Annotated in this window: 15 protein-coding genes and 1 tRNA gene; 12 read left to right on the forward strand and 4 right to left on the reverse strand. The window is 44.8% G+C overall.

The annotated features are described in order from the left end of the window. Positions 1-117: 117 nt before the first annotated feature. On the reverse strand, positions 118-819 hold the full coding sequence (locus B9A32_RS07765) for a flavodoxin family protein (protein ID WP_084068234.1): 702 nt from the start codon (positions 817-819) through the stop codon (positions 118-120). Between B9A32_RS07765 and B9A32_RS21070 the strand changes: the two genes are divergently transcribed. The 12 genes from B9A32_RS21070 to B9A32_RS07820 all read left to right on the forward strand — a co-directional run bounded on the left by B9A32_RS21070 (position 803) and on the right by B9A32_RS07820 (position 15,589). Beyond that, positions 803-1,078, forward strand: coding sequence for a DUF169 domain-containing protein (locus B9A32_RS21070; RefSeq protein ID WP_170923756.1), 276 nt, complete (start codon positions 803-805; stop codon positions 1,076-1,078). The two genes, B9A32_RS07765 and B9A32_RS21070, sit on opposite strands and share 17 nt — an antisense overlap. A 457-nt stretch (positions 1,079-1,535) precedes the next feature. After that, positions 1,536-5,123: a PAS domain S-box protein gene (locus B9A32_RS07770; protein ID WP_084068235.1), complete on the forward strand. Its 3,588-nt coding sequence runs from the start codon at positions 1,536-1,538 to the stop codon at positions 5,121-5,123. Then, positions 5,116-6,213: a response regulator gene (locus B9A32_RS07775; protein WP_084068236.1), complete on the forward strand. Its 1,098-nt coding sequence runs from the start codon at positions 5,116-5,118 to the stop codon at positions 6,211-6,213. The genes B9A32_RS07770 and B9A32_RS07775 overlap by 8 nt, the downstream gene beginning before the upstream one ends. A gap of 313 nt (positions 6,214-6,526) precedes the next feature. After that, on the forward strand, positions 6,527-7,855 hold the full coding sequence (locus B9A32_RS07780; RefSeq protein WP_084068237.1) for a pyridoxal phosphate-dependent aminotransferase: 1,329 nt from the start codon (positions 6,527-6,529) through the stop codon (positions 7,853-7,855). 357 nt (positions 7,856-8,212) lie between these two features. Further along, a complete protein-coding gene (locus B9A32_RS07785; RefSeq protein ID WP_084068238.1) occupies positions 8,213-9,169 on the forward strand; it encodes a phosphotransferase in 957 nt (318 codons plus the stop codon). Further along, on the forward strand, positions 9,154-10,125 hold the full coding sequence (locus B9A32_RS07790) for an ABC transporter ATP-binding protein (protein WP_084068239.1): 972 nt from the start codon (positions 9,154-9,156) through the stop codon (positions 10,123-10,125). The genes B9A32_RS07785 and B9A32_RS07790 overlap by 16 nt, the downstream gene beginning before the upstream one ends. Positions 10,126-10,176: 51 nt before the next feature. After that, positions 10,177-11,385, forward strand: a complete 1,209-nt coding sequence (locus tag B9A32_RS07795) for an ABC transporter substrate-binding protein (protein WP_084068240.1) — start codon at positions 10,177-10,179, stop codon at positions 11,383-11,385. A 132-nt stretch (positions 11,386-11,517) separates the two neighbouring features. Next, the gene (locus B9A32_RS07800) at positions 11,518-12,399 is read left to right on the forward strand and encodes an ABC transporter permease (RefSeq protein ID WP_084068241.1); all 882 of its coding nucleotides are present in this window, start codon (positions 11,518-11,520) and stop codon (positions 12,397-12,399) included. Positions 12,400-12,703: 304 nt separating this feature from the next. Further along, positions 12,704-13,486 (forward strand): ABC transporter permease, encoded by a 783-nt coding sequence (locus B9A32_RS07805; protein WP_139795756.1) that lies wholly within the window; start codon positions 12,704-12,706, stop codon positions 13,484-13,486. A gap of 16 nt (positions 13,487-13,502) precedes the next feature. Further along, on the forward strand, positions 13,503-14,177 hold the full coding sequence (locus B9A32_RS07810; RefSeq protein WP_084068242.1) for a TIGR04283 family arsenosugar biosynthesis glycosyltransferase: 675 nt from the start codon (positions 13,503-13,505) through the stop codon (positions 14,175-14,177). Between the two features lie 11 nt (positions 14,178-14,188). Then, on the forward strand, positions 14,189-14,866 hold the full coding sequence (locus tag B9A32_RS07815; protein ID WP_170923757.1) for a TIGR04282 family arsenosugar biosynthesis glycosyltransferase: 678 nt from the start codon (positions 14,189-14,191) through the stop codon (positions 14,864-14,866). A gap of 3 nt (positions 14,867-14,869) precedes the next feature. After that, positions 14,870-15,589 (forward strand): EI24 domain-containing protein, encoded by a 720-nt coding sequence (locus B9A32_RS07820; RefSeq protein ID WP_084068244.1) that lies wholly within the window; start codon positions 14,870-14,872, stop codon positions 15,587-15,589. Positions 15,590-15,617: 28 nt separating this feature from the next. Here the strand turns inward: B9A32_RS07820 and B9A32_RS21630 are convergent, their stop codons facing one another. The 3 genes from B9A32_RS21630 to B9A32_RS07830 all read right to left on the reverse strand — a co-directional run bounded on the left by B9A32_RS21630 (position 15,618) and on the right by B9A32_RS07830 (position 16,963). Then, complete coding sequence (locus tag B9A32_RS21630) at positions 15,618-15,770, reverse strand: hypothetical protein (protein ID WP_212637859.1); 153 nt, start codon at positions 15,768-15,770, stop codon at positions 15,618-15,620. A 128-nt stretch (positions 15,771-15,898) separates the two neighbouring features. Next, on the reverse strand, positions 15,899-16,759 hold the full coding sequence (locus B9A32_RS07825; protein ID WP_084068245.1) for a GAF domain-containing protein: 861 nt from the start codon (positions 16,757-16,759) through the stop codon (positions 15,899-15,901). Positions 16,760-16,886: 127 nt separating this feature from the next. After that, a tRNA-Met gene (locus B9A32_RS07830) sits at positions 16,887-16,963 on the reverse strand. Positions 16,964-17,031: the final 68 nt, after the last annotated feature.

A 17,031-nucleotide genomic window follows, 5' to 3' on the forward strand; every position in this document is an offset into this window, starting at 1 on the left:
AATGGTGATAATCCCTGAATTGGCAAATAGTTATGAGTAGTCTACATAATTCTTTTGCCAAAACAACACGAAAATAAGAGATAAGAATCTAAGAATACCGGTCACCACTACTGAAATTTATGCACTTTCCTCAAACAGAGACATCATTTTTTCTTTCACACCCATAGCCACTTTCATCCGGTCGTGATTATTTTTTAGTCGTTCGCCCAACACTTTTCCTGCGGCTGCTGCCGATGCCATGACATCGACTTGTTTTTTGACATTGGGAATCATTTCCGGCGTAAACTTTACCCCTTCGCCATGCAGCATGACAGGAATGCCTACCTGACAGGTTTCACCATGGCCGCAACTATAACAGGATGCTGCTCCCTGACCATCGACTTTGGCAACGGTTTCTATAAAATTGTACATGAAGAATTTTTCTATATCATCTGCAGGTGCCTGCCCTGCTGTTCCACCCACACCCACAGCCACTGCCAGTTTCCCCCAGAGCAGATCTGCTGTCTGGTGTCTGAATTGATAGAACCGTTCCATGAATGCATGGGTAAGGGCATTCATGCCCGAATAATAATTGGGTGCACCGAAAACATAGGCATCTGCCTCAAGAATATCCTGACGTAATGGCGCAAGATCATCATCAACTTTACAAATATTGTCCTTTACACATCCCAGACAAGCAATGCATCCGTTTACGGTTTTGCCTCTCAAGGACACCATTTTGTATTCAATGCCTGTATTTTCTAATACGGTTGTAACCAATGCATGGGTTCCTGATTTGTCTTCTTTTCTCGGGCTGCCTGAAATGCCTAAAATTTTCATTGCTCAATTCTCCTCTGGTTTTGGTTTTGCGGTTTTTAAAATCGCTTACTTAAGATGGTTCGGCGTCTGCTCTGACAACCTGGGCTGTTTGGGTGCGAAGGCCACCCTCGGCTTTGAGCCGAGGGTCGTGACCGATGAACTGGTGGATTACCTCGTCAACATCGAGCGCTACCACCCATCTCGGACACAGTTCGAAAGTTACTGCGAGCATACCCCGGTGATTTCCGCTTCGGGAAAGTACATCGTGTTCAAACGATGATGCGATAATCGATATTTTTGTAGGTAACTATAATACTGGACGCGTCCTCTTGGGGACGCCACTTTGAAAATTTTAGAGCAGCTTTGGCTGCTCTTTTTTTTGCCTGGTCGATTCCTCTCTTTTAGTATATCTCAAATTTTATTTTAAAATCAATCAGAATGACAAACTTAAATCTGTTCATTCTCTACCCAATATTTTCTAAAAGAGATTTTGTTATTTTCTGGGAATTTCTTCAAGAAAATGTTAACTGCTTTGCAGAAAAATAGGCTGGTGCTGTTTAATAAATCCAAACAACTCGATTCGTACGGGTGAACAAAACGCCACTCGGACAGGTTTGAAATTTGCAGTTTAATTAACAGACCGGGTAAGAATGTTCTTTTGGTATATGCTTTCTTGAGGCTTGGTCATAACGTCGGCTATTGTGTGATAATATTTTATATATGGTGAATATTCTACCATGACAATTAGATGTCTGTTTCTGGTGGTTCTGTTTGTGAATCTGGCTGTACCGATCGCGGCTCCGGCTGCTTCAACAACCATCCGGGTGGGGGTATATCAAAGTCCACCTAAACTTTTTGTGGACAAAAACGGTAAAGCCGGTGGTATCTGGGTTGGCATTTTTGATCATATTGCCCGTAAGGAGAATTGGAAGGTCGTTTATGTTCCCGGGGTGTGGCAGCAGTGTCTGGATTGGTTGGATAGTGGTGAAATTGATGTGATGATGGACGTTGCCTGGTCCTCGGACCGGGTGACTCATTTGGATTTTAATCAGGTATCTGTGCTTTCCAACTGGGTAGTGGTCTATGTCCACGAACACCAGGCTGTCACAGAGATTACAGATCTTGCAAACAAATCCATTGCAGCCATGCAGGGCGGCGTTGCCATGGAGGTTTTTAAACAGTTTGATATTCCCTGCACCATTGTGCCGGTGGATAGCTATAAAGATGCCTTTGACGCAGTGGATCAGGGCCGGGCAAGTGCCGCTCTAATCAGTCAGTTTTATGGCATGGCACACGAGAAAAAGCATAAGGTAAAAAGAACTTCCATTGTGTTCAGTCCTCTCAATTTTCATTTTGCTGTCCTAAAGGGCATGCAGCCAGACCTGCTTGCCGCCATCGATACCCACCTGAGTGCCCTTAAAGCTGATAAAGCCTCTATCTATTACCGGCATTTAAAAAAATTATTATGGTCCGGTCATGATCCCGAGATCCCGGCATGGGTTTTTTGCAGCCTGGTGTTGGGTGGTTTTCTTTTGGTGGTGGCTTTTGTTTTCATGGCTGTCTTGAAACACCAGGTGGCGCGGCGGACCCGGGATTTGAAGGCCAGTGAAGAGCGATATCGCATTCATTTTGAGAATGTTTCCGATATTCTTTATTGTCTGGATCGGGAGTTTCGAATCACCTATATCTCACCATCGGTTGAACGTCTTTTGGGCTACCGCGCGGATGTGCTTGTGGGCAGATCCTTTCTTGATCTTAATTTGCTGGTTTGGGAAGATGTTGAGCGGGCTGTTGCAGATGCTCAGGTCTGTTTCTCAGGAAAGGTGGTTCCACCCACAGTCTATTCTGTTATAGCAAAAAACGGACAGCGTATAGCCCTTGAGATCAGCAGTAATTTTTTTTTAAAAAACGGTGGAGTTGACTCCATTATTTCTGTTGCCAGGGATGTTACTTTCCGGGAAAATATGGTGGCCTTGACCCGCATTGAACGGGATCTTGCCCTTCGTCTGAGTACAGCATCCATACTGGATGACGGACTTAGGGCCTGTGTGAGTGCTGTTCTTGATGTATCAGGAATTAATGTTGCCGGAATCTATCTTCTGGATAAAGCCGGGATTGGATTTGATTTGGCTTGCCACGGGGGAGATACCGTGGCATGTGGAGATCTTTTATCCCGGTGGGAAAAAGGTACAAAGCTAAGCCGGATGATCATGGCAGGAGAGGCTGTGTATATGCCCTACAGGGATGTGCCGTCCAGCTTTAACCAAGATGAATGCTCGGAAAATCAAAGGTTTATGGAGGTGGCCATTTTACCCATTCATGATCATGGAAGGGTGATAGGATGTCTTTATGCCGGGGCATTTGTCCAGAATCCAATTGTTGAGTTTCGCCGAACCTGCCTTGAAGCCATTGTCCGCTTCATGGGTAATGCCATTGTCCGTTTTCAGATGGAGGAGGATGCCCATGCTCTGGGCAGACGATTGACCGAAACCATGGATTCCATGATGGAAGGGTGTCGTATCATTGACAGGGACTGGCGTTATCTCTATGTGAACCCTGAGGCTGAAAAGCAGCTTGGTAAGTCCAGGGAAAAGCTCATGGGCATGACATTGGAAACAGCCTGGCCCGATCTTCGGGGAACAACGCTTTTTGCAGCAATGAAGTGTTGCATGGAAGACCGGACCCCACGGCGAATAGAGGCACAATCTGATTATCTTGACGGTAAAATCAACTGGTTTGAGTTTTTTATTCAACCCATTTCCGAAGGACTTTTTGTGCTGTCCCAGGATATCACCCGTCGCAGGAAAGCAGAGGAAGAATTGCGCTTGAGCAATGCCAACCTGGAACGACGGGTGGAAGAACGTACCCGGGATCTGGAGTCCGCAAGACATCGAGCAGAAACCGCAGATCGGGCAAAAAGCGTATTCCTGGCCAATATGAGTCATGAGATTCGCACCCCCATGAATGCCATTCTGGGATTTGCCCAGCTACTGGAGCATGATTCCCAGCTCACCCCTGATCAGGCAGAACATATCCGAAGCATTCGTTGCAGTGGCGAACATCTGCTGAAACTTATTAATGATATCTTGGATATATCTAAAATTGAGGCAGGTAAGAGCGTTTTGTCTCCGGTTTCCTTTTGCCTGCACGATTTTCTGGAGGATTTAACCACAATGTTTCGTTCCCGGGCCCATGCCAAGGGATTGCAGCTCTATGTGGAGCGGGAGGAAAGCGTACCCCAATACGTGTCAGCAGATGAAAACAAGCTGCGTCAGATAATAATCAACCTCATGGGCAACGCCGTGAAATTTACAAAAGCAGGTGGGGTGGCCTTACGGGTGACGGCTGGGGCCGTTAAGGGAAAACATGCAGGAGAGGATGAGGATAGGAAACTTTGCCTGAAGATGGAAGTGGAAGATTCCGGGCCGGGCATCCCCGAGGAAGATCTGGGTAACATATTTGATCCCTTTCACCAGGCGGAAACCGGTAATATTGAGGGCGGTACGGGCCTTGGTCTACCCATCAGTCGTCGGTTCATTGAGATGATGGGCGGTACAATCACTGTGACAAGTCGGGTATCCAAGGGCAGTTGTTTTAGATTTGATGTGCCGGTTTCTTTGGTCAATGCACCTGAAATTCCCAGGGAACTGGCCCGTCGTCAGATTGTGGCTATTAAGCCGGATATGGCCCCGTGTCGCATCCTGGTTGTGGATGACATGGCGGATAACCGTACGCTTTTGCGTGGGCTGCTCCAGCCGGTGGGGTTTGAAATTGCAGAAGCAGTCAACGGGGCAGAGGCATTGAAGCATGTGGCAAAGTGGTCTCCCCATGCTGTTCTCATGGATATGCGTATGCCGGTTATGGATGGATACGAAGCCACCCGGCGGATCAAAGCGAAAGCCAACACCCGTCACATTCCTATAATTGCCGTTACTGCCAGTGCCTTTGAAGATTCCAGAAAACAGGTGATGAACAGTGGCGTTGATTTTTATCTTCGCAAACCTTTTCGCTCTGAAGAATTGTTTGGGGCTCTTGAGACAACCCTGGGGCTGGGATATATTTATGCAGATGAGATAACTGCTGTACCCGGTACCTTAAAATCGCATTCCCTGGACATGGGCTCCCTGGCAGCATTGCCCACAGAGATGATAAGGGAGATGGACGGGGCCGTGGCAGACGGCGATATCGCCAGCCTGACCGAGTTGATTGTCAAGGCGGAAGCCATTGACAGCATTGCGGCATCTGAGCTGCGGGTACTGGCCGCTGATTTTAACTATGAAAAACTTCGTATTTGGTTGAAGCGCGAAGGAGATAATAATGGATGAGACGTCTAATACAACAACTATCATGGTGGTGGATGATACCCCTGCCAATTTGAGACTGTTGCAAAATATGCTCCAGACCAAGGGCTATCGGGTGGTGGCATTTCCCAGCGGCAGGATGGCCTTGAAAGCCGCCGGTAGAAAGCCACCGGATCTAATCATGCTGGATATCATGATGCCGGATATGGATGGCTTTGAAGTGTGCCGGAATTTAAAGGCCGACAGGGTGCTGAAAGAAATTCCTGTACTTTTCATCAGTGCTTTGTCCGATTCAGCAGATAAGGTCAGGGCATTTTCCTCAGGCGGCGTTGACTATGTTACCAAGCCGTTTCAGCTTGAAGAGGTCCTCGCCCGTGTTGAAACCCATTTGCATCTTCGACGGCTACAGCTGGAATTAAAGCACCAAAACCTTTATCTGGAAAACCTGGTGCAGGAAAAAATTCAGGAAATTTCAATATCTCATCTTGCAACCATTCGTTCTTTGTCAAAATTGGTGGAATCCCGGGATGATGATACGGGGCATCACATAGAACGTACAATGGCTTTTAACAGAGTTCTGGCGAAAAAATTGAAGGAAATGCCCCTTTATAAAGACCGCATCACCGATGTCTATATTTATAATCTCTACCATGCATCCCCTTTGCACGACATCGGCAAGGTGGGCATACCGGATCATATCCTTTTAAAACCGGGCAGGTTGACCCTGGAGGAGTGTGAGGTGATGAAAACGCATACCGTCATAGGCGCTGAGACACTGGAGGCGGCACGCAGCAGATATCCAAATAATGATTTTGTTAATCTGGGAATTGATATTGCCCGTTCACATCATGAAAAATGGGATGGCAGCGGTTATCCGGATGGATTGGCCGGGGAAGATATTCCACTTTGTGCCCGGATCATGGCCATTTCAGATGTCTATGACGCTTTAAGATCCATACGCCCATATAAGCCGGGTTTTGATCATGGGAAAGCGTGCGGGATAATCCTGGAAGGCAGGGGGCAACACTTTGATCCTGATTTGGTCAAGGCATTCATGGAGGTCCATGAACAATTTTATATGATACATGATCGCATGGGCAATGATGGAGATTGATTCCAGAAGTTTAGCTTTTTCCCGGAGCGGCATCCATGGAATACAGCAAGCTAAGTTAATACTTTTTTTTCACCTTTGTGACTTAAAACGTAAGGTTTGGCAGTACCCTGGGGAAAAGTCAGATTAAAAACTCGCCAGATTTGTTTAACCACAGAATCTGTAGTTTTTAAAATGGAAATGTTATTTCGTGCTCATTCCTAAATTAATTATTGGACAAAAAACTCAAAGGATTTTATAGTCGATTTGATTATATTTGTGATTAAAAATGATACTGTAAATTCTAAGTAGAAAACAAAAAAGGGGTTTTGTCGTCATGATAACGGAGTTTAAAAATCAGAATACACCTGTGGATTTCGGTCTGGTCAAAGAAAAAATCAAAAATTCAGGCGTTCCTTCCATTGGCAATGGAACCATCCGGGAAATTGTTAAGATTGCCAATGAAATCCAGCAGGCATCCGGTGAAAAATTTGTTCGCATGGAGATGGGTGTTCCAGGGCTTGCCCCCCCTGAAGTCGGTATTCACGGTGAAATTGAGGCCCTGAAAAATGGGGTTGCAGCCAAATACCCCATGCTTGAAGGAATTTTACCCCTTAAAAAAGAAGCCTCCAGATTTATAAAAATGTTCATGGATGTGGATGTGCCCCGGGAATGTTGTATACCGACTGTGGGTTCCATGCAGGGGGGGTATGCAAGTTTTATGATCCTTGGCAACATGGACACGGTAAAGAACACCATTTTGTTTATGGACCCTGGATTTCCGGTTCAAAAACAGCAGCTCAATGTTTTAGGCCGGAAATATGAAGCTTTTGACGTTTACAATCACAGGGGAGACAAGCTTGAACAAAAGCTTGAATCCTATCTTTCCAAGGGAAATATCTCTGCCATTGTCTACTCCAACCCCAACAATCCGTCATGGATCTGCCTGAACGAAGATGAACTTCAAACAATTGCAAAGCTGGCAGATAAATATGATGTGATTGTGATTGAAGATCTGGCCTATTTTGCCATGGATTTCAGAAAGGATCTTTCCATGCCGGGCAGGCCACCTTTTCAACCCACTGTTGCAAAATATACCAATAATTATATTCTTCTTATCTCAAGTTCCAAAGCCTTTAGTTATGCCGGGCAGCGGGTGGGACTGCTTGTTATTTCCCCGGATCTTTATCACCGCCAAAATTTCCATTTAAAAGAACGCTTTGGCTCAGATAAATTTGGCTATACCTTGATTTATAAAATACTTTACTCTTTTTCATCCGGCACATCCCATTCTGCCCAGTATGGTCTTGCTGCCATGTTAAAGGCAGCCAATGACGGTGATTTTAATTTTGTGGAAAGTGTCAGGGTGTATGGAGAAAGGGCCGTTGCCATAAAAACCTTGTTTAAAAAAGCAGGATTTGACATTGTATACAGCATGGACCTGGAAGAGGTGCTGGGGGACGGGTTTTATTTTACCGTTTCTTTTCCCGGCATGACCGGGGCAGAACTTGTGGAAAGGCTGTTATATTACGGTATCAGTGCCATTGCCCTTTCCGGTACGGGAAGTGATCATGAAGGCATGCGGGTGTGTATGTCACAGATTGGTGAAGATGAGCTTGGAATCCTGGCTGAGAGGCTTGAACAATTTGGCAGGGATTATCAATGATTTTGATTGATGTGACCAATGATTAATACCTTCGCCAATTTTATGTTAGCTGGGAATTTAAAATATAGATTGTGATTCAGACACAAGTTTCAATACAATTGATAGTATTATGATTGCCAAATTTCACATCAATTTTCAGTTTGGTGAAGGTATTGATGATGAGTGCGCTTTTTCTTGATTTTTTCATTATTCGCTGTGCCTGCCGGGACATGACCGTTCCATAAGAAAACTCGTGTGAGGCACGGGTTTGTATGTTTTGTTGTGGGCAGAGCAAAATCAAAACAAAATTTGTCCGCGGCAATTATATCTGACAGGGAGGAAGTCGGCTTATCAAGTGAATGGAGCTATGGGCAGCATATGAATGAAAAAAAAATATTTACCTGCATTGGGCAGATTATCAGGGAAAAGAAGTGGCTTGACAGGGTTGATGATATTTCATTTCTGGCAGCAGGAGAGTACAATGAAAATTATCTTGTTACCGCCCATGGGCAAAAATATGTTTTTCGCATTAACCGCGGCACCCAGTTAAACCGGTCCGATCAGATACGGTATGAATATGATGTACTAAGGGCTGTTCAAGCTTCCTTTGTCACCCCAACCCCCCGGTATGTGGCCTCCCATTCGGCCCTGGGAGGGGTATTGCTCATGGATTTTATCCCCGGCCGCAGTTTTTTGTTTGATAAAGATCTTAACAAGGTTCCCCCCGTTTTTGCCGCCATTCATCAATTGCCCATATCCGATAAAATGGTATGCCAGAAAGATCCCATGGGGGACATTGCCCGGGAGAGTTATCAACTTTTGCATAGATTTTCTGATCATCCCCTGGTCAAAGAAAAAAACATGCTTCTTGCCTACCATGAGAAAATTTTAAAACTCAGACAAGATCACCGGAGCCTGTTTGCCCGGGAGCCCCTTTGCATTGTTAATACCGAGGTCAATTCCGGTAATTTTATCATCCAGGATAACAAAGGGTTTCTGGTGGACTGGGAAAAGGCGGTGGTCTCCTGCCGCTATCAGGATCTGGCCCATTTCATTATTCCCACCACCACTTTGTGGAAGAGCGATTTTAAATTCACTTCACAAGGACGCATTGAATTTTTGCAGCAGTACCACCGTTTAATTGCTCCGGAATTTTCATTTGATGAACTGGCATTTAAAACCGCCATACTGGAAAAAACCATTCTTTTAAGGGCCTTGAGCTGGTGTTTCATGGCCTATGCAGAGTATACCGGTGAAGAAAGGGTGTTAAAGGACAAGACCACCTTTAATAAAATTAACACCTACCTGGGGAATATGGAATGTTTTTTAAAGTAACTCAATTGAATAAATCCTTTGGGGATAAAAAATTACTTAAAAATATCAGTTTCACCGCCGACAGGGGGGATATAATTTCCTTTGTGGGGCCTTCCGGGGTGGGTAAAACCACCCTTCTTAAAATCATTGCAGGATTGGAACAACCCGATTCCGGTGATATCTCATTTGCAAGCGGGCACAATGATAAAAATCCGGCTGTCATGGTATTCCAAAATTTCATGTTGTTCCCCAATATGACGGTTTATGATAACATTGCCTTTGGGTTAAGGGCGGCTAAAACCGGTAAAAAACTCATTGACGAAAAGGTCTGTGAAATGCTGGACTGTTTCCAGATCCGGGACAAGAAAGAACAATACCCCAGGGCTCTGAGTGCGGGCCAGCAGCAACGGGTGGCCATTGCCAGGGCCATGGTTATTGCGCCTTCTGTTTTACTTTTGGATGAACCCTTTGCCAACCTTGATAAAAATCTTAAAGCGGAAACCGCTTCCTTTATTCATAATACCCAGAAAAAATTTGGTACCACCACCATTGCTGTCATGCATGACCAGGAGGAAGCCTTTCGCATGTCCGACAAAATCGGGGTGATGCTGGATGGAAAACTGGTTCAGTTTGATACCGTGGACCGGATTTACCACGCGCCCATATCCATTAAAGCTGCCTCGTTTCTGGGGCAGGTGAATATGCTTTGTCCCAAGGCTGTGGATAAAATTTTCATAAAAGAACCCCTTGACTTTACCACCCACCAATATTATTTCCGGGCCGAAGCCGCCACCATCTCCTGCAATCCCCGGGGAGAATGGAAAATTATGGAAATTATTTTCTTTGGTGCCAATATCAGCTATTATATAAAAAATGACAATTTAGGCTTTTACGTGAACAGTCTTGACAGTCATTTTAAAAAAGGCGATGTGGTGGATCTTGCCATCAATAAAATATTGAAAGAATCTTTACACTAATCGGATTTGGTCACAACATGGGCCATCCCAAAGATCATTAAGGAGAGGTATATGAAAAAAGTCGGTTTTGTTCTGCTTGCGGTTTTTTTACTTTTATCCTGTCAACAAAAGGCCCCGGAACAGCAGTCTTTATCCTATGATCAAGCCTTGGAAAAATCCCGGGGCACCACGGTGAATTTTTACATGTGGGGCGGTTCTGCCACCATAAATAAATGGATAAACAGTTATGTGACCAATCGTTTGAAAGAGGTGTATGATCTTACATTGAACATGGTTCCCATGGATGCCTCGGTGTTTGTAAATAAACTTCTTACGGAAAAACAGGCAGGGAAAAAAAACGGTACCGTTGATGTGATGTGGATCAATGGGGAGAATTTTAAAAATGCCCGGGAAGCAGGTTTGTTGTACGGGCCCGTTGCAGATAAGTTACCAAATTTTAACAAATATGTTGATCCTGCCACTGTGGCCTTTGATTTTGGCTTTCCTGTGGAAAATTATGAAATGCCCTATGGCCGGGCCCAGTTTGTTTTTATCCATGACAGCGCCAAAATCATTTCCCCCCCTGAAAGCTTTGCTGCGCTTAAGCAATGGATCATCAATCATCCGGGAAAATTTACCTATCCTCAACCGCCGGATTTCACAGGATCGGCTTTTATCCGCCAGCTTTTCTATGCCACCACAGGGGGGCATGAACAATATATGAAGGGATTTGATGAAAAACTTTATTTAGAAAAATCTCCACAGTTATGGGCCTATCTCACCGAAATAAAACCATATCTCTGGCAAAAAGGAGAAGTCTATCCCAAGGATATTGCGGCATTGGGGCTTTTATTTGAACGGGGTGAGGTGGATATGAACATGTCTTACCACCAGGCTTATGCCTCCGGTAAGATAATAGAAGGAAAATATCCCCACTCTGTGCGAACCTTTGTGATGAAAGAAGGGGCCATTTATAATACGCATTTCACGGCCATTGCCCACAATGCGCCCAACCTGGCCGGGGCCATGGTGCTTGCTGATTTCCTCATGTCCCCCGAGGCCCAACTTTCCAAAAATGCCCCTGAAAACTGGGGGGATTTTACGGTGCTGGACATGGAAAAACTGGAAGGGTCCATCCAGCAGGCCTTTGGGGCGCTTGATCTGGGCAAAGCCACCTTGCCCCTTGATGTGTTAAACCGGCACGGTGTGCCTGAAATTCCCGCAGCCTACCTCACACGGCTGGAAAATGACTGGGCTCGATTTGTACTGGAAAAAAAATAAATTACATCAGAACCCCTGGCAGGGCCGGGCTTGTTTGATGGAGGACTTTTCCATGGTTCACCGGCTTGCATGGCCCGGCCGTTATCATGTCAATAAGCCGGGCCTGGATTCATTTTTCTGGAAAAACAGTTCATGAAATCCTGTCTCAAATTACTTCCGGCACTGATTCCCTTTGTGCTGTTTTTTGTGGGCGGTATTGTTTTGACAATGATCCAATCCCTGGGAATGATGAATCCCCTGGTCCATTACGATTCCATATGGACGGCCTACAAAATCGTTTTCACCCATGGTCATTTTATGAAATCCATCTGGTTTTCATTTTATGTGGCCTTTGTGTCCGCCGGGCTCTCCATTTTTTGTGGCACCTTGTTATCCTATGGAATCTGGCATCTGCCCATAATCTTGCAGAATAAAACCGTGGTGTACAAGATCCCCATTGTGCTTCCCCACATTGCTGTGGCTTTTATCACCATGATTTTTCTCAGTCGTTCCGGCATCATTGCATCGCTGTGCTATCATCTGGGTCTTATTTCACACATGGAACAGTTTCCAAACTTGATTTTCAGCCGCTATGGAGTGGGGGAGATTGTTGCATATATGTTAAAAGAAACCTCCTTTGTCACCTTAATGGTTATGTCCGTGTTGATGAAATTTGATAAACGTTATGTTCAAACGGCCCGGCAGCTGGGGGCAGGGGAGATCCGAATTTTTTTAAGTGTGGTACTGCCCCATTTAAAAGAGATCCTCACCACCACTTTTTTGATTTTGTTCATTTATAGTTTCGGGGCCTTTGAAATTCCCTATATCCTGGGAAGCAGCACCCCGGGAATGCTAAGCCTTCAGGTGTATGACTACTATTTTCGGCACGATCTTTCCCAACGGCCTGTTGCCATGGCCCTGCTGGTGATTTTATTTTTGATTTCCTCTTTGTTTACTTATTTGTATTTTCAAATTTATAATAAACTGGGGCGTGGGGCTGGGTCTGATACGATTAATGGAGCGGATTCAGAATAAGGTCCGTCCGTGGTAGTTTTATATATAATGCTCCAGGTTTACCTTAGCAGAGCCGCCCCCTCGATGGGCAATAGGAACCGGACAATTGAGCTGTCTACAGTTCCGGTCCGGGCCCATTGCCCATCGGGGGGGCGGCGGTATTATACCATTTGGCTCCACGTCTACGACCCTATATTTGTTGTGTCCGTGAAGACATGAACGTTTTATATGAAACACTCCGCAAACCGGGGGTGTATTTCAAATTTTGTTGTGGGCAGACCGAGGCCAGGATACGCTCTGCCCGTGGCAGTTATAAGGAAATTATGTGAAAAACCATAAACTAAAGGTGATATTACTGTGGATGATATTTTTATTTCCTTTGTTGGTGCTGGTGCTGTACAGCTTTTCAGGGCAATGGGCCTTTCCCTCACTGCTTCCGGATACCATTAATTTCCGAACTTTTATCTATTTTAAAGAAAATGCAAGCCAGATTTTTATTCACATCAGCTCGTCTTTTCTCTATTCCATTGTTGCGGTGATCCTTTCTGTTGTCTATTCTTTATTACCCGCAGAATTTTTAAGCAGGCGTGAATTTGCAGGAAAAAAAATCATTGAAAGCCTGTTGCTGGCTCCGGCCGTACTTCCGGTGATGACCTTTTCCATTGGGGTTCATTTGATGTTTATCCGTCTGGGGCTTGCTGACAGCCATTTGGGTGTGGCCTTGATCCTTTCTGTTTACAGTTATCCTTACATGTTACGGGCCTTGATTTCCGGTTATAAAACCATTCACCCCGATGCCGTTGTGTGTGCCAGGAATCTGGGGGCAGGACCTTTACAGATTCTCTGGGAAATTGAAATTCCCATGCTGCTGCCGGCACTGACCGCCGGGTCTTCCATTGTTTTTCTGGTGGCATTTTCAGATTATTTTTTGGTGTTTCTCATTGGTGGCGGTTCTGTGCCCTCCTATTCCGGATATCTGTTTCCCTTTTTAAATTCAACGGACTGGTCCCTTGCATCTGGGTTGACACTTTTATTTATTATTGTCCCTGTTTTACTTTTTGCGGTTCTGGATGTCACTTTGATCCGGTTTTACCGTAAATGGCTTTAATAAAAAGGAAAGAACCATGTTCATATCCGTTATTATTCCAGTGCTGCATGAAACAAAAATTAATTGTTTTTTGTCCGACCTTTTGGAAAAAAAAGGAAAAGAGAACTTGGAAATCATTGTGGTGGATGGTGATCCCACGGGCTCCACCCTTAATTTAATATCAGATAAACGTGTGATAAAACTCACCTCACCCAAAGGCCGTGCCATCCAGCAGAACAAGGGGGCGGAAAAGGCCGTGGGTGACATCCTGCTGTTTCTCCATGCCGATACCTTGCTTCCCCATGGTTTTGTTCAGCTGATTGGACAAGCCGTTTTTTCCGGCAATTCAGGCGGTGCCTTTGATTTGTGCATTGACTCTTCCCACCCCTTTTTAAAATTTGTTTCCCGGGTGGCTTCCATCCGTTCCCGGGTGACCCGGATTCCCTATGGTGACCAGGCCATTTTTATCAACCGGGACCTGTTTTTACAGATCAATGGGTTTCCCGAAATTCCCCTTATGGAGGACATTGCATTGATGCGGAAGGTAAAAAAGACCCGGGTCGGTTTTAAAATTTTGCCTGTAAAGGTTGTGACCTCTGCCAGAAAATGGATAAAAGACGGGATGATCTATACCGGTCTTCGCAATCCGATTTTGGCCATGTTCTATTATTTGGGCGTTTCTCCCCGCACCCTGGTTAAATTTTATTATTGAGAATGGATGTGATGTGTAAAAAATTATTAATTCTTTTTCTTAAATATCCCGAAGCCGGAAAGGTAAAGACTCGGTTGGGTCAACAGATGGGGTATGCCCGGGCAGCCCGCATATATGAAGAAATGGTGACACATCAGATGGCAGATTTGACATCTGACTCATATGACCTGGCCCTTTATGTGGATGACCGCCATGATATTGCATCATATAAAGAAAAATTTGGTGAAAATAGACGTTATTTTTATCAAAGGGGAAGGAACCTGGGGGAACGAATGGCCCGGGCCATGGAACATGCCTTTTTGCTGGGATATGGCCGGGTGATGCTCATGGGAAGTGATGTGCCTTTGCTTGATGTTGTGGCGGTTAATTCTTTTTTTGAGCATTTGTTGACGGCAGACATGGTGATCGGTCCTGCAATGGACGGGGGATATTATATGATCGGTTTTCAAAATGGCATTGACATTTCGCCTGTGTTTAAAAACATCGCCTGGAGTACCGCCAACGTGTTTGAATCCACCATGGCCAGATCCGGGCATTTGAATGTTCGTGTGGAAAAAATATGGTTTGATGTTGATACACTTGGGGATTTTAAGATATATCAACAGCAGTTAAAAACCGGAAATACCTTTTCCACGATTGACCTCCCAGGTAAATGGGACAGAGGAAAAAATGATAAAAAACAGGAATGAAAAATGAATTTTATAAAAGGCATTGTATATAATTTCAGAGGACTTCTGATGGGCATGAGAACCCCCGGGCTTTTAATGCTGGGATTGTTGAGATTTGTCATGGTTATTATCATTTCCATGGCCCTGGCAGGCTCAATTATGGTGTGGCACCGGGAAATTCTCAACATGATCTGGACCATGCCGGAATCGGGGTGGCTGATCTATATCTGGACGGCTCTTTCCTGGCTTTTGTCCATTTTTCTGGTAATGCTCTCCAGCCTTATTGCCTATCTCATTGCCCAGGTGTTTTTCTGTGTGTTTATCATGGATCTCATGTCACGCATCACAGAAAAAATAATTAAGGGAGAGACCCATGGACCTGTTGAAAAGATGTCCCTGCTGAGAACTGTATTTCATCTGATTTGCCAGGAAATCCCCCGGGCTGTGATTCCCATGGTTTTAATGCTGGTTTTGATGGTGGTGGGATTGTTGACCCCGCTGGGGCCCGGGGTGGCAGTGGTGTCTGCCCTTGTTGCCGGGGCTTTTCTTGCCTGGGATAACACCGATCTGGTGCCTGCCCGGCGCATGAATACTTTTGCTGTTAGATTTCGGTATTTTAAAAAGAATATTCTCTTTCATCTGGGGTTTGGGATCTGTTTTCTTATCCCATGGCTGAATATACTTTTTCTTTCCTTTGCCCCTGTGGGTGCCACACTTTTTTTCATTGAAAATGAAGATGAGTAGCCCATGGTCAAAGCTGAAGTTTAGAATTTTATATCTTCAAGGATTGTGCTGTGGTTTTGTCCAGAAATAAACACGTTGAAGTTGAGAGAGAGTTATAAACCGCCATGGGCGGACCGTATTCTGACCCGGTTCTGCCCACAACAAAGTTTGAAATACCCCCCTGATTTGCGGAGTATTTCATATAACCGCCACGGGCGGACCGTATTCTGATTCGGTTCCGCCACAACAAAGTTAGAAATACTCCCCGGGGTTGCGGAGTATTTCATATAAAAAATAGATGACATTGAAATAGAGTCTTTGTTGTTGTGACTAATAAATATCTAAATCTGGATATAACGCTTTGGCACATTCAGGGCAGATACTGTGGCTAAAGGATGCTTCTGATTTTTTTTCAATGTATATTTCAAGCCGCTTCCAGTCTCCTTTATGATTTCTGATTTTTTTGCATTCTGAACATATTGGTAGTATTCCTTTTAATGTTTTAATTTCAGAAAAAGCCTGTTTAAGTTTTGCCGTTCGTTCCATCACCCGCTGTTCAAGTTCAGCATTAAGGATACGCACAGATTCTTCAGCTTTTTTGCGATCAATCAGTTCTTTTTGCAGTTTGTCATTGAGGCGTGCATTTCCAAGGGCAACAGATGCCAGCTCTGCAAAACGAGCCATCTGTTTAAGATCCTCAGGGCCAAAGGGCTTTGCCGGATCAAAGGAACCGAGTCCAACAACTCCGATGGGTCTGGTATTTGATTTTAAAGGAATACCAAGGGCAGAATGCAGATTTTCATACAGAGGATGTTTAATTCGTTTGGGCCAGGTCTTATAATCATCAACAAGGATGGACTCACCGGTGGTGTATACTTTTCCTGCCAATCCCTGATCCGGTTTTATACGGGCACCAACCAGGTCGACATATATTCCCTGCCCCAGTTTAACAACCAATTCATCTGCATGGGCATCATATAAATAGAGGAAGGTGTCAGGTGTGTCAGCAAGCAGGCCTGCCTTGGTAAGAATTTTTTCCAATAATGTATTTACGCCAAGTTGCTGGATCAGTCCCATGGTTGTTTCGTGGACGCTATCCATGTAATGCTGTTGCCGGGACAGCTTTTTGCGTAAATCATTTATTTCCCGGTGCAAGGCGACAGGTGCTGGAGGGTGATTATCAGAAATCATGATGTCACATTATCATAATTGCGTCTTTGTGCGCAACACGAAATAGATCATGGGAAATAATCATTTAAAGCATTTTTAAAAAAACAAAAAAGCCCCAACCGTTTACCGGTGGGGCTTTCGTAATTTCTGGTAGCGACGCAGGGATTTGAACCCCGGACTCTGCGGATATGAGCCGCATGCTCTAACCAACTGAGCTACGTCGCCAAAACTCGGCCTTTATACAATTGCCTGGAGATCTTGTCAAGCTTTAAATTGTCCCAGGTCGTTTTTTT

The sequence above is a fragment of the Desulfocicer vacuolatum DSM 3385 genome, from assembly GCF_900176365.1.
Taxonomy (GTDB): domain Bacteria; phylum Desulfobacterota; class Desulfobacteria; order Desulfobacterales; family Desulfobacteraceae; genus Desulfocicer; species Desulfocicer vacuolatum.

Bases quoted from the DNA above. Each gene is read 5' to 3' on its own strand.
- B9A32_RS07800 (WP_084068241.1), top strand. From the start codon at position 11,518: ATGAAATCCTGTCTCAAATTACTTCCGGCACTGATTCCCTTTGTGCTG.
- B9A32_RS07820 (WP_084068244.1), top strand. From the start codon at position 14,870: ATGAATTTTATAAAAGGCATTGTATATAATTTCAGAGGACTTCTGATG.
- B9A32_RS07815 (WP_170923757.1), top strand. From the start codon at position 14,189: ATGTGTAAAAAATTATTAATTCTTTTTCTTAAATATCCCGAAGCCGGA.
- B9A32_RS07770 (WP_084068235.1), top strand. From the start codon at position 1,536: ATGACAATTAGATGTCTGTTTCTGGTGGTTCTGTTTGTGAATCTGGCT.
- B9A32_RS07775 (WP_084068236.1), top strand. From the start codon at position 5,116: ATGGATGAGACGTCTAATACAACAACTATCATGGTGGTGGATGATACC.
- B9A32_RS07780 (WP_084068237.1), top strand. From the start codon at position 6,527: ATGATAACGGAGTTTAAAAATCAGAATACACCTGTGGATTTCGGTCTG.
- B9A32_RS07765 (WP_084068234.1), bottom strand. From the start codon at position 819: ATGAAAATTTTAGGCATTTCAGGCAGCCCGAGAAAAGAAGACAAATCA.
- B9A32_RS07825 (WP_084068245.1), bottom strand. From the start codon at position 16,759: ATGATTTCTGATAATCACCCTCCAGCACCTGTCGCCTTGCACCGGGAA.
- B9A32_RS07790 (WP_084068239.1), top strand. From the start codon at position 9,154: ATGTTTTTTAAAGTAACTCAATTGAATAAATCCTTTGGGGATAAAAAA.
- B9A32_RS07785 (WP_084068238.1), top strand. From the start codon at position 8,213: ATGAATGAAAAAAAAATATTTACCTGCATTGGGCAGATTATCAGGGAA.
- B9A32_RS07810 (WP_084068242.1), top strand. From the start codon at position 13,503: ATGTTCATATCCGTTATTATTCCAGTGCTGCATGAAACAAAAATTAAT.
- B9A32_RS21070 (WP_170923756.1), top strand. From the start codon at position 803: ATGCCTAAAATTTTCATTGCTCAATTCTCCTCTGGTTTTGGTTTTGCG.
- B9A32_RS07795 (WP_084068240.1), top strand. From the start codon at position 10,177: ATGAAAAAAGTCGGTTTTGTTCTGCTTGCGGTTTTTTTACTTTTATCC.
- B9A32_RS21630 (WP_212637859.1), bottom strand. From the start codon at position 15,770: ATGAAATACTCCGCAAATCAGGGGGGTATTTCAAACTTTGTTGTGGGC.